This window comes from Streptomyces sp. col6 (genome assembly GCF_008042035.1).
GTDB lineage: Bacteria > Actinomycetota > Actinomycetes > Streptomycetales > Streptomycetaceae > Streptomyces.
Genome location: NZ_RDBL01000014.1, coordinates 226,700 through 245,415 on the forward strand (window position 1 = coordinate 226,700; position 18,716 = coordinate 245,415).

Genomic DNA, 18,716 nt, shown 5'->3' on the forward strand with positions numbered 1-18,716 from the left:
GGCTATTCGGAGCCGAGCTGTCCGTCGATGAGCTCGAAGAGCTCGTCGTCGGACGCCTGGTCCAGCAGGGGGGTGGCAGGGATGTCGGTGGTGGGTACGGAGATGTCTCCGGCCGCCGCGAGGCGGGCCTGCAGCGAGGCCAGCCGGGCGGCGATCCGCTCGCGGGCCTCCGCGTCGAGCGCGGCCCCGTCGAAGGCGGCCTCCAGCTCGTCGATACGAGCCAGGGCGGAGGCCGGGCCGCCGGGCAGCCGGTCGGTCAGCTCCGCGTGGAGATGGGCGGCGAGCGCGGTCGCGGTCGGCCGGTCGAACAGCAGCGTGGTGGGCAGCCGGAGTCCGGTCTCGGCGCCGAGCCGGTTGCGCAGCTCGACGGCGGTCAGGGAGTCGAAGCCCAGGTCGAGCAGGCCCCGGTCGGCGGGAACGGGCCGGTTCGACGGGTGGCCCAGCGTCTCCGCCACCGCCGCCCGCACCAGGTCGAGCACCAGGCGCGGGCGCTCCTCCTCGGCCGCTTCCGCCAGCTTCCTGACCCAGGGGGCCTCGCCGTCGGCCCCGCCGCCCGTTCCGGACACCGGCACCTGCCGCCGCTCCGGCAGACCCACCAGGGACCGCAGCAGCGGCGGCACCCGGTCCGGGTCGCCGAGCCGGCGCAGCGCCGAGGTGTCCAGCCGGGCCGGGACCAGACCCGGAAGCCCCGAGGCCAGCGCCGCGTCGAACAGCTCAAGCCCCTCCTCCGCCGTGAGGGGCGCGACCCCGGTACGCGCGATCCTGGCGAGGTCCGCGGCGGTGAGCGCGTCACCGAGACCGCCGGACTGCTCCCAGAGCCCCCAGGCCAGCGAGGTGGCGGGCAGCCCGAGCGCGTGGCGGTGGTGGGCCAGCGCGTCCAGGTAGGTGTTCGCCGCCGCGTAGTTGGCCTGGCCGGCGTTGCCGATGATCCCGGCCACCGAGGAGAACAGCACGAAGGCGGCCTGTCCGATGCCCCGCTCAAGGGTCAGCTCGTGCAGCAGCAGGGCGGCGTCGGCCTTGGGCCGCAGGACGGTCGTGAACGCCTCGTCCGTCAGTGCCTCCAGCGTCGCATCCGCCGTGACGCCCGCCGCGTGCACGACGGCGCTCAGCGGATGGCCGTCCGGCACGGAGTCGAGCAGGGCCGACACGGCCGCCCGGTCCGCGAGATCGCAGGCGGTGAGCGTGACGTCCGCACCCAGACCGGTCAGGTGAACGACCAGTTCCCGGGCGCCGGGGGCGTCCGGCCCGCGCCGTCCGGTCAGCAGCAGCCGCCGCACCCCGTGCCGGGTGACGAGCCGTTCGGCGACGAGCCGTCCCAGCGCCCCCGTCGCACCGGTCACGAGCACCGTGCCCGGCAGTTCCGTACGGCTCTCCGCCGGAAGCGGGATTCGGGCCAGTCGCGGGACGAGCACCGCCCCGTCGCGCAGGGCGAGTTGCGGCTCGCCGGTGCTCAGAGCGGCGTCCCGTACACCGGACGAGGCGTCCGACCCGTCCGTGTCGACCAGGACGAACCGTCCGGGGTGCTCGGTCCGGGCCGTACGCACCAGGCCCCACCACGTCGAGCGGTCGAGCCCGGACACCGGGTCGCCGTCCTCGACGGCCACCGCCCGCCGCGTCGTCACGACGAGCCTGGCCCCGCCGAAGCGGTCGTCGGCCACCCAGTCGCGCAGCACCCGAGCGAGGGCGGGCAGGGAACGCGGCTCCTCGTCCAGCAGGGCGTCGCCCCCGAACCGGCCCTCCGCCTCCGCGATCCGCAGCGCCTCGTCGTACCCGACCGCGACCGCCCGGCCGGCGGGGACGGCCCGCTCATTCCACTCCACCCGGTAGAGCCCGCCCCCGCCCCGGCGCGCCTGCGCGAACCGGGCCGGGTCGGCCTCCCGTACGACCAGCGCGTCCACGGACAGCACCGGCGTACCGGACTCGTCGGTGATCAGCAGCGCGGTGGTGTCGGGCCCGGCCGGCGACAGGCGCACCCGCGCCGATCCGGTCCCGGGACCGTGTACCCGCACCCCGTTCCAGGAGAACGGCACCGGCAGCCCGCCCGACGGACCGGGACCGGCGAGCGCGAGTGGGTGCAGGGCCGCGTCGACGAGCGCGGGGGCCACGAGCCGGCCGCCGGCGTCTTCCACGTCGATCGCGACCTCGGCGTACCGGCTTCCGTCCGCCGGATCTCGCCAGGCGGCCCGCAGGCCCTGGAAGGCGGGGCCGTACGCATAGCCCAGTGCGGCCAGTTCCGCATAGGCATCGCCCACCTCGACGGGCTCGGCTCCCGCCGGCGGCCAGGCACCCGTCAGAGGCGCCGGGCCCACGGCGGACTCCGGTGCGAGGACCCCGGAGGCGTGTACCGTCCACGGCTCCCCTTCGGCCTCCGCCGCCCGCGAGTGGACCGTCACCGGCCGCCTGTCGTCCGTGCCCGGCGCGCCGACACTCACCTGCACCCGCACGGAGCCCGTGTCCGGCAGCAGGAGCGGGTCGCTCAGCGTCAGTTCGTCGAGTACGGGAGTGCCGGCCTCCCGGCCCGCGTACAGGGCGAGTTCGAGGAGCGCGGCCCCGGGCAGGACGACGGATCCGAGCACCGCGTGGTCGGCCAGCCACGGATGCGTGGCGGTCGACAGCAGCCCGGTGTGGACCGTACCGGCGTCACCGGCGAGGTCGACGGCGGCCCCGAGCAGCGGGTGGTCGGTCGCCCCGAGCCCCGCCTGCTCGACCCGGGCCGCTCCGGCCGGAGCCGCCGGGCGGTCCAGCCAGTACCGCTCGCGCTGGAAGGGATACGTGGGCAGCTCGACGGGCCGGCAGCCGTCCCGTACTCCGTACACCGCCCCGCCGACCGTGCCACCGGCGGCATGCAGTGCGCCCAGCGCCTCCGGCAGCGAGCGCAGCTCGGAGCGGTCGCGGCGCAGCAACGGCAGCGACACGGCGTCCGGGTGCGTATCGGCGGCCATGGTCGCGAGCACCGCGTCGGGGCCCAGCTCCACGAACGCGCCGATGCCCAGCTCCTTGAGCGCGCCGACGCCGTCCGCGAAACGGACCGCCTCACGGGCCTGCCGGACCCAGTAGCCGGGCGACGCCAGCTCGTCCGGGTCCACGGGGGCCCCGGTGAGATCGGAGATCACCGGCAGGCCCGGCGGCCGGAAGGCGAGAGCGGACAGCACCTCCCGGAACTCCGCGAGCGCCGGTTCCATCAGCGGCGAGTGGAAGGCGTGGCTCACGGTGAGCCTGCGCGTCCGGGCGCCCGATTCCTGCGCACGGGCGGCCACTTCGTTCACCGCGCCGGCCTCGCCCGACACCACCGTGGCGCGCGGGCCGTTGAGCGCGGCAATGGCCGCCCGGTCTTCGAGACCGGTCAGCAGCCGTGTCACCGCGTCCTCGTCGAGCTCCACGGCGAGCATCGCGCCCCCGGCCGGCAGCCCCTGCATCAGCCGCCCCCGGGCCGCGACCAGCGTCGCCGCGTCGGCGAGCGACAGCACCCCGGCCACGTGTGCGGCGGCCACCGATCCGATGGAGTGCCCGAGCAGCGCGTCCGGCCGCACACCGAAGTGCTCCAGGAGCCGGAAGAGCGCCGTCTCCAGCGCGAACAGGGCCGGTTGGGTGTACCGGGTCTCGTCGAGCAGGGCCGCCTCCGGCGTGCCCTCGGCGGCGAACACGATCTCGCGCAGCGAGCGCCCGAGGTGCGGGTCCAGCGCGGCGCAGGCCGCGTCGAAGGCGGCGGCGAACGCGTCGTGCGCCGCGTACAGCTCACGGCCCGCCCCGGCGCGCTGGCTGCCCTGGCCGGTGAAGAGGAACGCGGTCCGGATCCGCTCGGGCGCCACGACCTGCGGGGTCTCGCCCGCCGCGACGGCGGCGAGGGCACGCAGCGCCTCGTCGCGGCCGGCCGCGACGAACGAGACGCGGTGCTCGAAGGCACCGGGGCCGGCGGCGAGGGCCGCCGACACGTCGGCGGGGTCCGGGTGGGGGCTGCGGTCGAGTACGCCGGCCAGTTGCGCGGCCCGCGCGCGGAGTGCGCCGGGCGTGTGACCGGAGACGAGCCACGGGACGGGGCGCGCGGCGGGGGTGGACGCGCGCTCACCGTCGGCGGGTGCCTCCGAGCGCACCTGGGCGTCGGGGTGGGGCGCGTCCGTGTCGGCCGGTGTCGCCTGGGCGTTGGTGCGGGGCGAGTCCGCGTCGGCCGGGGCCTCCGGGCTCACCTGGGCCGCGGCGTGCTGTGCGTCCGTGTCGGCCGGGGCCTCCAGGATCACGTGGGCGTTGGTCCCGCTGATCCCGAACGACGACACCGCGGCCCTCCGGGGCCGCTCCCGCTCCGGCCAGGGCGTCGTCTCGGTGAGCAGCGCGACACCACCCTGGGCCCAGTCGACATGCGGGGTGGGCCGGTCGATGTGCAGGCTCCTGGGCAGGGACCCGTGCCGCATGGACAGCACGGTCTTGATCACGCCCGCGACACCGGCGGCGGCCTGCGTGTGCCCGATGTTCGACTTCACCGAACCCAGCAACAGGGGCTGTTCGTCCGGCCGGTCCTGCCCGTAGACCGCGAGGAGCGCCTGCGCCTCGATCGGATCGCCGAGCCTGGTCCCCGTCCCGTGCGCCTCGACGGCGTCCACATCCCGGGCGGCGAGGCCCGCCCGGTCCAGCGCCTCGCGGATGACCCGCTGCTGGGAGGGGCCGTTGGGTGCGGTGAGGCCGTTGCTCGCTCCGTCCTGGTTGACGGCGGAGCCGCGCAGCACGGCCAGCACCTCATGGCCATTGCGGCGGGCGTCCGACAGCCGCTCCACCAGCAGCAGCCCGACACCCTCGCCCCAGCCCGTGCCGTCGGCGGCCTCCGCGAACGGCTTGCACCGCCCGTCGGCGGAGAGCCCGCGCTGCCGGCTGAACTCCACGAAGGTCGCGGGCCCGGCCATCACCGTCACCCCGCCGGCGAGGGCGAGGTCGCACTCGCCCTGCCGCAGCGCCTGGGCCGCGAGATGCAGGGCGACCAAGGAGGAGGAGCAGGCCGTGTCCACGGTGACCGCGGGACCTTCGAGACCGAAGGTGTACGCGACCCGGCCGGAGGCGACACTGCCCGCGCTGCCGCTGACGAGATACCCCTCGACCTCACCGGGCGCGTTGGGCGCCTGGTGGAGCCGGGCTCCGTAGTCGTTGTACATCACCCCGGCGAACACCCCGGTTCGGGACCCGCGCAGCCCGGCCGGGTCGATAGCGGCCCGCTCGAACGTCTCCCAGGCCGTCTCCAGGAGCAGCCGTTGCTGCGGGTCCGTGGTCAGGGCCTCGCGCGGGCTCATCCCGAAGAACTCCGGGTCGAAGTCGGCGGCCGTGTGCAGGAACCCGCCCTCCCTGGCGTACGAGGTGCCGGGCCGGGAGGCGTCCGGATCGTAGAGCCCGTCCAGGTCCCAGCCCCGGTCCGTCGGGAAGCCGGAGACGGCGTCCGTCTCCTCGCTGACCAGCCGCCACAGCTCCTCGGGTGTGGTCACCCCGCCCGGGAACCGGCAGGCCATGGAGACGATCGCGATCGGATCGTCGGAGACGGCGGTGCGGGTGGAAACGGCGGCTACTACGGGCGCGGCCCCGTCCACGCCGAGTTCGTCCCGCAGCAGCGCGGCGAGCGCCTGCGGGGTCGGGTGGTCGAAGACCAGCGTCGTCGGCAGCCGCAGACCGGTGGCCGCCCCGAGCCGGTTGCGCAGGTCCACGGCGGCGAGCGAGTCGAAGCCGAGATCCGTGAAGGCGCGCCCCTCCGGTACCGCCCCCGCGTCCGTGTGGCCGAGCACGGTGGCCGTGGTGGCCCGCACCAGCTCCAGCAGCCTCCGCTCCACCTCCTCGGCCGACAGCCCGGCCAACTGCTCTGCGAACGTCGAACCGGATGCCACGGATGCGGAGTTGACCGCCCTGCGGGGACGCCTCGGCGCCAGCGAGCGCAGCGGAGCCGGGACCGACGTACCCCCGTCGCCCAGGGTGGCGGTGGCGAATCGGGAAGCGACGAGTACGGCTCGGTCCGAGCCGAGCGCGTCGTCGAACAGCCGCAGCGCGCTCTCGGCCGGAAGCGGCGCGATGCCGGTGCGGGCGAGGCGGGCGAGGTCGGCCGCCCCCAGCCGGGATCCCATGCCGTCGCTCTGGCCCCAGAGTCCCCAGGCCAGCGAGGTGGCGGGCAGGCCGTGGGCGTGGCGGTGGTGGGCGAGGGCGTCCAGGTAGGCGTTGGCGGCGGCGTAGTTGGCCTGCCCGGCCGTGCCGGTGACCCCGGTGACCGAGGAGAAGAGGACGAACGCGGCGAGGTCGAGCCCGCGTTCGACGGTGAGCTCGTGGAGCAGCAGCGCGGCATCCGCCTTGGGGCGCAGGACCGTGTCCAGCCGGTCCGGCGTCAGGTCCTCCAGCACCCCGTCGTCGAGCACCCCGGCGGCGTGCACGATCGCGCTCAGGGGGTGTGCTGCCGGGATGTCCGCGAGCAGGGCGGTGACGGCGTCCCGGTCGGCGGTGTCGCAGGCGACCAGGGCGACGTCCGCCCCGAGCTCCGTGAGGTGGGCCAGCAGCTCGGCCGCCCCCGGGGCCGCCGGGCCGCGCCGGCCGGTGAGCAGGAGGTGCCGGACGCCGTGGTGGGTGATGAGCCGCTCGGCGACGGTGGCGCCGAGGGCACCTGTGGCGCCCGTCAGCAGTACGGTGCCGTGTCCGTCGGGCCCGGCGACCGGCGTCCGGGCCGGGGCCACGTCCGGGACGCGGCGCAGCCTGGGGACCAGCACGCGGCCCTCACGCAGGGCGACTTGGGGCTCGTCCGTCGCCAGCACCTCGTCGAGAGCCTGCTCACTGGCCGCGCTGCAGTCCGTGTCGACGACGACGAAGACGCCGGGATGCTCCGACTGGGCCGTCCGCAACAGCCCCCACACCGTCGCCGCCGGCAGGTCGGTCACCTCCTCGCCGTCCCGTGTCGCGACGGCGCCCGAGGTGACGACGGCCAGCCGGGAGCCCGCCGTCTCCTCCCGCGTCAGCCACTCCTGGACGAGCGCCAGGGCGTGGTGCGCGGCTTCGGCCACGGACCGGCCGGGGGTGATCCGTACGATCTCGGCCCCGGGCAGTACGTCACCGGCCCGGCCCGCGCGGGCCATCGGCTCCGTCCACTCCACCTCGTACAGCGGATCGGTGTGCGAGGCGGCCACGGCGGGGGCGGGCAGCAGACGCACCGAGCCCACGGAGGCGACGGGCCCGCCGGCGGCATCGGTCAACGAGAGCGACACGGACTGCGCGTCGTCCGGCTCCAGACGCACCCGCAGCGCGTCGGCACCGGTGGCGTGGAGACGGATGCCGGACCAGGAGAACGGCAGCTTCAGCTCATCGCCGCCGCCTTGGAGCGGCAGCAGATGCAGGGCGGCATCGAGCAACGCGGGGTGCAGCGCGAAGTCCCCCGCCTGGGCGCGCAGTTCGTCCGGCAACGCGACCTCGGCGAAGAGGGCGCCGCCGACCGCCCACGCGTCCCGCAGATTGCGGAAGGCGGGCCCGTAGCCGTAGCCCAGCGCCGCCAGCCGCTCGTAGACCTCGGCGGCATCCGTGCGCTCGGCACCGGCCGGAGGCCAGGCGGATCCGGGATCCGGCACCTCGGCGTCCGCCGGAGCGAGCCACCCGGAGGCATGCCGGATCCAGGGCTGCCCCTCGCCGGACCGGGCATGCACGCCGAACGACCGCCGGCCCGTGTCATCGGGAGCACCGACCGCCAACTGGAGCGCCACCGCCGAACCGTCGTCCGGCAGTGGCAGCGGCGCCTCCAGCGTCAGCTCGTCCACCACCGGGGCGTACGCCTCCTCGCCCGCACGCAGGGCCAGTTCGACGAAGAGTGCCGCCGGGACGAGTGCAGCCCCGCCCATCGCGTGGTCGGCGAGCCAGGGGAGCGAACGCGTGCCGACCTCCCCCGTGAACAGCAGCCCTCCGTCCCCGGCCAGCTCGACGGCCGGAGCGAGCAACGCGTCGGTCGCGGGGGTGTCCAGCCAGTAGTGGGTGGGCCGGAAGGGATAGGTGGGGAGGTCGGTGTGCCCGGCTCCGCCCGTCGTGAGCGGGGTGCCCTGGGCGTACGTCGTGGCGAGAGCGGTCTCGAAGGTGTGGCGTTCGCTCTGGTTCTTGCGGAGGAGCGGGATGGCGTGGGGTGTGTGGGCGGTGAGGGAGGCGTCGGGGCCGAGTTCGAGGTAGGTGGTGATGTTCTTGCTGGTCAGGGTGGTGATGTGGTCGTGGTGGCGGACGGTGTCGCGTATCTGGTCGGTCCAGTGGTCGGGGCTGGTGGGGTCGCCTGTGGTGATCAGGGGGGTGCGCGGCTGGTGGTAGGTGACCGTCTGTGCCACGTCCCGGAACGCGTCGAGGATCGGGTCCATGTGGGGGGAGTGGAAGGCGTGGCTGACGGTGAGGGGATGGACGCGGTGACCCTGCTGCTTCAGCCTTCGCGTGGCGGCCTCCACGGCCTCCCGGTCTCCTGAAATCACCAGAGAGGTGGGGCTGTTCACGGCGGCGAGGGCCACGTGCGCGTTGAGGTAGGGCTGAATCTGTTCTTCGGTCGCTTCGATGGCGGTCATGGCTCCGCCGGTGGGTGCGGATTGCATGAGGCGTGCGCGGGTGGTGATGAGGAGTGCGGCGTCGGGGAGGGTGAGGATGCCGGCGATGTGGGCGGCGGTGAGTTCGCCGATGGAGTGGCCGGTGACGTAGTCGGGGGTGATGCCGTGGTGGGCGAGGAGCCGGTGGAGTGCGGTCTCCAGGGCGAAGAGTGCGGGTTGTGTGTAGCGGGTCTCGTCGAGGAGCACCGCGTTCGCGGACCCCGGCGGGGCGAACATCACATCGCGCAGGGGCTGTTCGAGGTGAGAGTTCAGTGCGTCGAAGACCTCGTCCAGCGCGGCGGCGAACACCGGGTGGGTGGTGTACAGCGTGTGCCCCATCTGGGGTCGCTGGCTGCCCTGCCCGCTGAACAGGAACGCGATACGCGGCGTGGGCGCGGCGGTCCCCCGTACGAGCGCCGGATGCTCCTCACCGGCGGCGAGCGCGTCCAACGCGTCGAGCGCCCGACCCTCGTCGCCCGCCAGCACCACCCCACGGTGCTCCAGGGCGGCCCGCCCCGTCACCAGCGTGCGGCCGATCGCCTCGCCCGGCGCCGGGCGCTCCCGTACGAAGGCGGCCAGGCGGGCAGCCTGGTCCCGTAGCGCGGCCGGGCTGTGCGCGGACAGCGGCCACAGCACGACCGGGCTCTCGTCGTCGGCACCGGGCTCCGCCGTCACCGGCTCCGGAGCCTGCTCCAGGATCACGTGGGCGTTCGTCCCGCTGATGCCGAACGAGGACACCGCCGCGCGGCGCGGCCGGTCGTGGTCCGGCCAGTCGGTCTCGTCCGTCAGGAGGCTGACCGCGCCCGACTCCCAGTCCACATGCGGGGACGGCTCGTCCACGTGCAGGGTGCGGGGCAGTACGCCGTGGCGCATCGCCTCGACCATCTTGATGATGCCGCCCACCCCGGCGGCTGCCTGGGTGTGTCCGATGTTCGACTTCAACGAGCCCAGCAGCAGCGGTTGTTCGGCCTGCCGGTCCTGCCCGTAGGTGGCGAGGAGCGCCTGTGCCTCGATGGGGTCGCCGAGCCTGGTGCCGGTCCCATGGGCTTCGACGGCGTCGACCTCCGAGGCCCGCAGCCCCGCACCGGCCAGGGCCTGGCGGATGACGCGTTCCTGCGAGGGGCCGTTCGGCGCGGTGAGGCCGTTGCTGGCGCCGTCCTGGTTGACCGCCGAGCCCCGGACGACCGCGAGCACCTGGTGGCCGTTGCGGCGGGCGTCCGAAAGCCGCTCCACCAGGAGCAGACCCACCCCCTCCGACCAGCCCGTTCCGTCGGCCGACGCGGAGAACGACTTGCACCGCCCGTCGGGGGAGAGCCCGCGCTGGCGGCTGAACTCGACGAATGTGTCGGGACGCGCCATCACGGTCACCCCGCCGGCCAGGGCGAGATCGCACTCACCCTGCCGGAGGGCCTGGGCCGCCAGGTGCAGAGCGACCAGGGAGGACGAGCAGGCCGTGTCGACGGTCACCGCCGGGCCTTCCAGGCCGAAGGTGTAGGCGACCCGCCCCGAGATCACGCTCGATGTGTTGCCGGTGAGCAGATAGCCCTCCAGATCGCGCGGCGCCTTCGCGAGACGTGATCCGTAGTCGTTGTACATGACCCCGGCGAAGACACCCGTCCGGCTCCCGCGTACACCGTCCGGGTCGATTCCGGCGCGCTCGAACGTCTCCCAGGCCGTCTCCAGGAGAAGCCGCTGCTGCGGGTCGGCCGCAAGGGCCTCGCGGGGGCTCATCCCGAAGAACTCGGCGTCGAACTGCCCTGCCCCGTAAAGGAATCCGCCGTCACGGGCATACGAGGTGCCGAGGTGGTCCGGGTCCGGATCGTAGAGGCCCGCCAGGTCCCAGCCCCGGTCGGTGGGGAAGCCGCCGATGGCGTCCCGGCCCGACGCGACGAGGTCCCACAGGTCGTCGGGCGACGCCACGCCGCCCGGGTAGCGGCAGGCCATGCCGACGATGACGACCGGGTCGTCCTGGCCGACGGGCCGCGCGCCGGTGACGGGGGTGGGGGAGTGGGCGGTGCCGCCCGGCAGGAGGGTCAGCAGGTGGGCTGCCAGCGACCGGGGTGTGGGGTGGTCGAAGACGGCCGTCGTGGAGATCCGCAGTCCGGTGACGGTGGCCAGCCGGTTGCGCAGGTCGACACCGGCGAGGGAGTCGAAGCCCAGGTCCCGGAAGGCGCGCGAGTCGTCGAGCGCCGCCGGGCCGGTGTGGCCGAGCACGGTGGCCACCGTCGCCCTCACCAGCTCCGTGACGGCGGACTGCCGTTCCTCCTCCGGGAGGGCGGCGGTGTGCTGGGCCCATGTTCCGGCCGCGGAGTTCCCGGCCGTCGCGGCCGAGGCACGGGGACGCGGAGCGCGTACCAGCCCGCGCAGCACGGAGGGCAGCGCGCCGTGTTCCGCCCGCGCCCGCAGCGCGGGTGTGTCGAAGCGTACGAGGACCGGCGCCGGGTCCTCGCCGGTGAGGGCCGCGTCGAGCAGGGCCAGCCCGTCGGCGACGGACAGCGGGCCGAGCCCGGAACGCGCCCAACGGGCCAGTTCGGTCTCACCCAGGGTTCCGCTCATCCCCTCCGGCTGGTCCCAGAGCCCCCAGGCGAGCGAGGTGGCGGGCAGGCCCTGGGCGTGGCGGTGGTGGGCGAGGGCGTCGAGGTAGGCATTGGCTGCGGCGTAGTTGGCCTGCCCGGCGTTGCCGGTGACCCCGACGACCGACGAGAACAGCACGAAGTCACTCAGCTCGCTGTCGGCCGTCAGCTCGTGCAGATGGGCGGCCGACTCGGCCTTCGTCCGGAGCACCGTTTCCAGCCGGTCCGGCGTCAGACCCTCGACCGTGACGTCGTCGAGTGCACCGGCCAGGTGGAAGACGGCGCCCAGGGGGTGTTCGGCCGGGATCGCGTCCAGCGCCCCGGCCAGCTCCTCGCGCGAGGACGTGTCCACGGCCGCGAATCGCACCTCGGCCCCGGACTGAGCCAGCTCGCGGGCCAACTCGGCCGTGCCTGGCGCCTGTTCGCCGCTGCGGCTCACCAGCAGCAGACGCCGGGCTCCGTGCCGTTCCACGAGATGCCGGGCAACCAGCCGGCCCAGCCCACCGGTCCCTCCGGTGATCATGACGGTGCGCCGGCCGTAGTCGCGTGGCTCCGGGACGCCGGCGTCGCCGCCACGGATGACCCTGGGGGCGGACAGAACGCTACCGCGCAGGGCGAGTTGAGGCTCGTCGTGGGACGCACCGGTCAGCACGTCCAGGTCCGGTGCGCCCGCGTCGACATCCGCGAGTACGAACCGCCCCGGGTGCTCCGACTGCGCCGACCGTACGAGTCCCCAGGCGGCGGCCGACCAGGGGTCGGGCACGGAGTCGCCGGCCGCCACGGCCTGTGCGCCACGCGTCAGGAGCAGCAGCCGGGCGTTGCCGAAGCGCTCCTCGTGCAGCCACTCCCGTACCAACGCCAGTGTGTGCGCGGCGGCGTCGCGGCCCTGCGGCACGGACACGGCGACGACGTCCGGGACGGGTGCGTCGGATGCGAGGTCCGTGAGCGCGTCGACGTGCACGGCGTGTGCGCGGGGGGAGGAGTGGTGCGGGACGGGTGTCCAGTCGACGCGGTGGGGTGCGAGCGCCCGGCCGGCCGGTGCGCCCAGGGCGGCGGCGTCGACCGGAAGCAGGGTGAGGGATTCGGCGGACAGGACGGGGTTGCCGGCCGGATCGGTGACCGTGAGCCGGCCGGACGACCAGTGGGCGCGCAGGGCGGTGGCGCCGGTCGCGAAGAGCTCGACGCCCGACCAGGCGAAGGGCACGGGCAGGCGGCCGTCCTCCCGCGCCTCCTCCCGGCCGACCAGCGGGTGCAGGGCCGCGTCGAGCAGGGCGGGGTGGAGTGGGAACCGAGCCGCCTGTTCGACCAGTTCGGCGGGGAGCGCGATGTCCGCGAAGAGGTCGTCGCCGTCGCTCCACGCGGCTTGCACGGCACGGAACGCGGGCCCGTACGCGTACCCCAGCCGGTCGAGCCGTGCGTACAGCGCCTCCACGTCGAGCGCGTCGGCGCGCTCCGGGGGCCAGGTGGTGTCCGGGAGGGTGAAGGGCGCGGCGGTCGACGGGGCCAGCGTGCCCGTCGCGTGGCGGGTCCAGTCGGCCGCCGGATCCGGCCGGGTGTGGATGCTGAGGGTGCGGTGGCCGTCGGTGTCGGCCGGGCCGACGGCGAGCTGGAGCGAGAGCGAACCCTCGGCGGGCAGCACGAGCGGCGCTTCGAGCGTCAGCTCGGCCACCCTCGGCGCGTCCACGGCCTCACCGGCCGCGAGCGCCAGATCCACGAAGGCCGTGCCCGGCAGCAGGGCGTGGCCCAGGATCTCGTGGTCCGCGAGCCAGGGGTGGGCGGAGCGCGACAGCCGGCCGGTGAACACCGAGCCGCCCTGCCCGGCCAGTTCCCCCGCTGCCCCGAGGAAGGGATGCGCGGCGGCCACGAGCCCCAGGGACTCCGGACCGGCTGTGACCCGGCCCGGCACCCGCCAGTAGCGGGTCGGCTGGAACGGATAGGTGGGGAGGCCGGCGCGGCCGTGTCCCGGCAGGTCGAGAGGGGTGCCGTGGGCGTGGGTGGTGGCGAGGGCGGTCAGGTAGGTGCGGTCCTCGTCGTGGCTCCTGCGGAGGAGCGGGACGGCGTGGGGTGTGTGGGCGGTGAGGGAGGCGTCGGGGCCGAGTTCGAGGTAGGTGGTGATGTTCTTGCTGGTCAGGGTGGTGATGTGGTCGTGGTGGCGGACGGTGTTGCGTATCTGGTCGGTCCAGTGGTCGGGGCTGGTGGGGTCGCCGTCGGTGATCAACGGTGTATGGGGTTGGTGGTACGTGACCGTCTGCGCCACGTCCCGGAACGCGTCGAGGATCGGGTCCATGTGGGGGGAGTGGAAGGCGTGACTGACGGTCAGCGGGTGGACGCGGTGACCCTGGTCCTTCAACGCCTGCGCGGTGCGCCGGACGGCGTCCGCATCACCCGAGATCACCAGTGAGGTGGGGCTGTTCACGGCGGCGAGGGCCACGTGTGCGTTGAGGTAGGGCTGTATGTGTTCTTCGGTCGCTTCGATGGCGGTCATGGCTCCGCCGGTGGGTGCGGATTGCATGAGGCGTGCGCGGGTGGTGATGAGGAGTGCGGCGTCGGGGAGGGTGAGGATGCCGGCGATGTGGGCGGCGGTGAGTTCGCCGATGGAGTGGCCGGTGACGTAGTCGGGGGTGATGCCGTGGTGGGCGAGGAGCCGGTGGAGTGCGGTCTCCAGGGCGAAGAGGGCGGGTTGTGTGTAGCGGGTCTCGTTGAGCAGTGTGGCGTTGGCGGTACCGGGCGGGGCGAACATCACATCGCGCAGGGGGTGTTCGAGGTGCGGGTCGAGTGCGTCGAAGACCTCGTCGAGTGCGGCGGCGAACACGGGGTGGGTGGTGTACAGCGTGTGCCCCATCTGGGGTCGCTGGCTGCCCTGCCCGGTGAACAGGTACGCGATACGCGGCGTGGGCGCGGCGATACCGCGTACGAGCGAGGGGTGTTCCTCACCGGCCGCAAGGGCGGCCAACGCGTCGAGAGCCTGCTCGCGGTCGTCCGCCAGCACCACCCCTCGGTGCTCCAGCGCGGCGCGCCCTCGGTGCAACGACGAGGCGACCGCGCCGGCTTCGATCTCCGGGTGCTCCTGAACGTAAGCCCGTAGCCGCGCGCCCTGCTCCCGCAGCGAGACGGGATTCTGCGCGGACAACGGCCACAGCGGGAGCGGGCCGGCGCTGTCGGAAGCAGCCTCCTGCGGGCCCTGCTCCAGGACGACATGGGCGTTCGTCCCGCTGATGCCGAACGACGACACCGCCGCACGGCGCGGCCGGTCACGCTCCGGCCACGGGGTGTCCTCGACCAGCAGCCGCACTGCCCCCGACGCCCAGTCCACATGCGGGGACGGCTCGTCCACGTGCAAGGTGCGGGGCAGTACGCCGTGGCGCATCGCCTCGACCATCTTGATGACGCCGCCCACCCCGGCGGCTGCCTGGGTGTGTCCGATGTTCGACTTCAACGAGCCCAGCAGCAGCGGTTGTTCGGCCGGCCGGTCCTGCCCGTACGTGGCCAGCAGGGCATCGGCCTCGATGGGGTCGCCGAGCCGCGTGCCCGTCCCGTGCGCCTCCATCGCGTCCACGTCCGCCGTCCCCAGGCCCGCCTGGGCCAGGGCCTGGCGGATGACGCGTTCCTGCGAGGGGCCGTTGGGTGCGGTGAGGCCGTTGCTGGCGCCGTCCTGGTTGACCGCCGAGCCCCGGACGACCGCGAGCACCTGGTGGCCGTTGCGGCGGGCGTCCGACAGCCGCTCCACCAGCAGCAGGCCCACCCCCTCCGCCCATGCCGTGCCGTCGGCCGATGCGGCGAACGCCTTGCAGCGGGCGTCCGCCGCGAGCCCGCGCTGCCGGCTGAACTCCAGGAACATGCCCGGCGTCGGCATCACGGTGACCCCGCCCGCCAGCGCGAGATCGCACTCGCCGTGGCGCAGGGCCTGGGCCGCGAGATGCAGCGCCACCAGGGAGGACGAGCAGGCCGTGTCCACCGTCACCGCCGGACCCTCAAGGCCGAAGGTGTACGCGACCCGGCCCGAGGCGACACTCGCCGTGCTGCCGGTGAGGAGGTAGCCGTCCAGCCCCTCGCCCGGTTCGTCCAGGCGGGGCCCGTAGTCCTGGGCGGTCGCACCCACGAACACCCCGGCCGCGCTCCCGCGCAGGCTGTCGGGCGCGATCCCGGCCCGCTCGAACGCCTCCCAGGCCGTGGTGAGCAGCAACCGCTGCTGCGGGTCCATGGCCCCCGCCTCGCGCGGGCTGATCCCGAACAGCCCGGCGTCGAACTCCCCGGCCCCGTACAGGAATCCGCCCTCCCGCACGTAGGCGGTGCCGGGCCGGTCCGGGTCGGGGTCGTACAGCGCGTCCAGGTCCCAGCCCCGGTCCGTGGGGAACGGGCCGATGGCGTCCGTGCCCTCGGCGACCAGACGCCACAGGTCCTCCGGTGACGCCACTCCGCCGGGATAGCGGCAGGCCATGCCCACGATGGCGACCGGCTCGTCCGCGTGGACGGTGGCGGTGTCCGGCCGGGTACCCGCAGCGCTCTGTGAGGGCCCGTCGAGCCGGTCGCGCAGCAGGCGGACCACGGCCTCGGGCGTGGGGTGGTGGTAGACGAGTGCCGACGGCAGGGAGAGCCCGGTCGCGGTCTGGAGGCGGTCGCGCAGCTCCACCCCTGCCAGCGAGTCGAAGCCCAGGTCCTTGAACGCGTGACCCGGATCGACCGCGTCGCCCGTCACATGGCCGAGCACGATCGCGACCTGCGTCCGCACCAGGTCCAGCAGGTCCGCGTCCGGCTTCGCGGCGGGTGTGTCCTCGCGACGGACGGCCGGTGCCGGAACGGGCACCTCCGGCGCCGCCGCCGGTCCGTCCAGCCAGTGGCGCTCGCGCTGGAACGCGTAGGTCGGCAGCGGTACGGGCCTGCCGCCCCGGTCCGCGAGCGCGCCCGCCCAGTCCACCCGGGCACCCCGCACCTGCGCCCCGGCCAGGGCGGCGACCAGGGTCTCCGGTTCGGGCCGGCCGCGCCGCAGTACGGAGAGCGGCGCGGGATCGCCGTCGGCCAGGGTCTCGCGGGCCATCGCGGTGAGCACGGCGTCCGGGCCCAGCTCGACGAAGACGCGTACGCCCTCGTCCCGCAGGGTGTGCAGGCCGTCGCGGAAGCGGACCGCGTCGCGGATGTGGCGGGTCCAGTAGTCCGGTGAGGCGAGTTCCTCCGGCGTCGCGATGCGCCCCGTGACGTTGGAGACGACCGGGATGCGCGGCGTCCCGTAGGTGACCTCGGCGGCGATCCGGCGGAAGGCGTCGAGCGCCGGGTCCATCAGGGGCGAGTGGAACGCGTGGCTCACGGCCAGGCGCCGGGTGCGGCGGCCCCGCGCGGCGAACGCGTCCTTGATCCGCAGGACGTCGGACTCGCGGCCCGAGACGACCACGGAGCGGGGCCCGTTCACGGCCGCGAGCGAGACTCGGCCGTTCAGGAGCGGGACCACCTCCTCCTCGGCCGCCTCCAGCGCCGCCATCGCACCGCCCGCCGGAAGCTCCTGCATCAGCCGGCCCCGGGCCGCGACCAGACGCGCGGCGTCGTCGAGCGAGAGGACCCCGGAGACATGGGCTGCCGTCAGCTCCCCGATCGAGTGCCCGGCGAGCCGGTCCGGGCGCAGCCCCAGGTGCTCCACCAGCCGGAACAGCGCGGTCTCCACGGCGAACAGGGCGGGCTGGGTGTACCGCGTCTCGTCCAGCAGGGCCGCCTCCTGCGGCGCGTGGACGAGTTCCGCGAGCGGCCGGTCCAGGTACGGCGCGAAGGCCGCGCAGACCTCGTCGAACGCCGCCGCGTACGGGGGGTACGCGGCATACAGCTCGCGCCCCATGCCGGCACGCTGACTGCCCTGACCGGTGAACAGGAACGCGGTGAGCGGGGCCTGCGCCGGCACCCTGCCCCGTACGAGAGCCGGGTCGTCCCGGCCCTCGGCCAGCGCGTCGAGCGCGCGCAGCAGCCCGTCCCGGTCCGCCGCGACCGCGACGGCGCGCTCGTCGAAGAGGGTGCGGGTCGCGGCGAGGGAGTACGCGGTGTCGAGCGGGGCGGGCCCGGCGTCCGAGAGGTGATCCCGCAGCCGGGCGGACTGCCCGCGCAGGGCACGGCCGTCACGGGCACTGAGCAGCCAGGGGAGGGGGCGGGGGTCGGACGCGACCTGCCTGTCCGCCTCCGCCCCGGTCGCCGCGACGCCCGCGGTCTCGCGGGCGTCCGGCCCGGCGGCGGCGCCCGAGGCGGGCACCGTACCGGACTTCGCCCCGTCGCCGGTCTCCGCACCGGCCCCCGCCTCGCCCACCACCACATGGCAGTTTGTGCCGCCCATGCCGAACGAGCTGACCCCCGCGATCAGCGGCAGCTCCTCGCGCGGCCACGGGCCCGCCTCCGTCCGGACCCGCAGGCCCAGCTCCGTCAGGGGAATCGCCGGGTTCGCGCGCTCGAAATTCAGGCTCGCCGGGAGCCGGCGCCGGGACACGGACAGGGCGGTCTTCAGCAGCCCCACCAGGCCCGCCGCGCCCTCCAGATGGCCGACGTTCGTCTTCGCCGAGCCGACCTGGAGCGGGGCGTCGGCCGGCCGGTCCGTGCCGAGGGCCGCGCCGAGCGCGGCGGCCTCCACCGGGTCGCCCACGGGCGTGCCGGTGCCGTGCAGTTCGACGTACTGGACCCGGTCCGCGGTGACGCCCGCCCGTGCGTACGCCTCGCGCAGCACCGCTTCCTGCGCGTGCCGGTCCGGGACCGTCAGGCCCTCGGACGCACCGTCGTTGTTGACCGCGCTGCCCAGGATCACGCAGTGCACCCGGTCGCCGTCCGCGCGGGCCCGGTCCAGGGGCTTCAGGACGACGGCGACGCCGCCCTCGCCACGTACATAGCCATTGGCCCGCGCGTCGAACGTGAAGCAGCGCCCGTCCGGCGACAGGGCGCCGAACTTCGCGCTGTCCGCGCTGCTGCCGGGAGAGAGGATCAGGTTGGCGCCGCCGACGATCGCGAGATCGGACTCCCCGGCGCGCAGGCTCTCGCAGGCCAGATGGACCGCGACCAGCGACGAGGACTGCGCCGAGTCCACGGTCAGACTCGGACCGGTCAGGCCGAGGACGTACGACAGCCGGTTGGCGAGGATGCCCCGGTGCAGCCCGGTCACGGAGTAGCGGTCGGCGCCCGCCTCGCCCCGGCGGTGGTGGAGCGCCGCGTAGTCGTCCCAGATGGCGCCCGCGTAGACGGCGGTCCGGCTGCCGGCCAGCGTGCCGGGGACGATGCCCGCCTCCTCCAGCGCCTCCCAGCCCAGTTCGAGGAGCAGCCGCTGCTGGGGGTCCATCGCGGCAGCCTCGCGGGGCGGGACCGAGAAGAAGGGGGCGTCGAACCGGTCCACCTCGTCGAGGAAGCCGCCACGGGCGGGCACACCGGCCGGACGGCGGTCCGCCGGTGCCTCCCCGACGGCGTCCCCGCCCCGGCTGAGGAGGTCCCAGAACGCGGCGGGATCGGATGCCCCGGGGAGGCGGCAGGCGAGACCGATGACGGCGATAGGTGCGGAGTGGGCGCTACGCATGATCTGTGACGTACTCCCTCGTCGAGGACGACCCGGCGGAGCCACCACCTTCACCGGCCCCGCTAACGG

1 protein-coding gene is annotated in these 18,716 nt (G+C 74.7%); it reads right to left on the reverse strand.

Going from position 1 to position 18,716, the window contains the following annotated elements; genetic code table 11:
* Window positions 1-2: 2 nt before the first annotated feature.
* Complete coding sequence (locus EAO73_RS24760; protein WP_147973784.1) at window positions 3-18,647, reverse strand: type I polyketide synthase; 18,645 nt, start codon at window positions 18,645-18,647, stop codon at window positions 3-5.
* Window positions 18,648-18,716 lie beyond the last annotated feature (69 nt).

What these genes read in the sequence shown, in the direction of transcription:
- EAO73_RS24760 (WP_147973784.1), bottom strand. Translation starts at nt 18,647, where the DNA reads ATGCGTAGCGCCCACTCCGCACCTATCGCCGTCATCGGTCTCGCCTGC.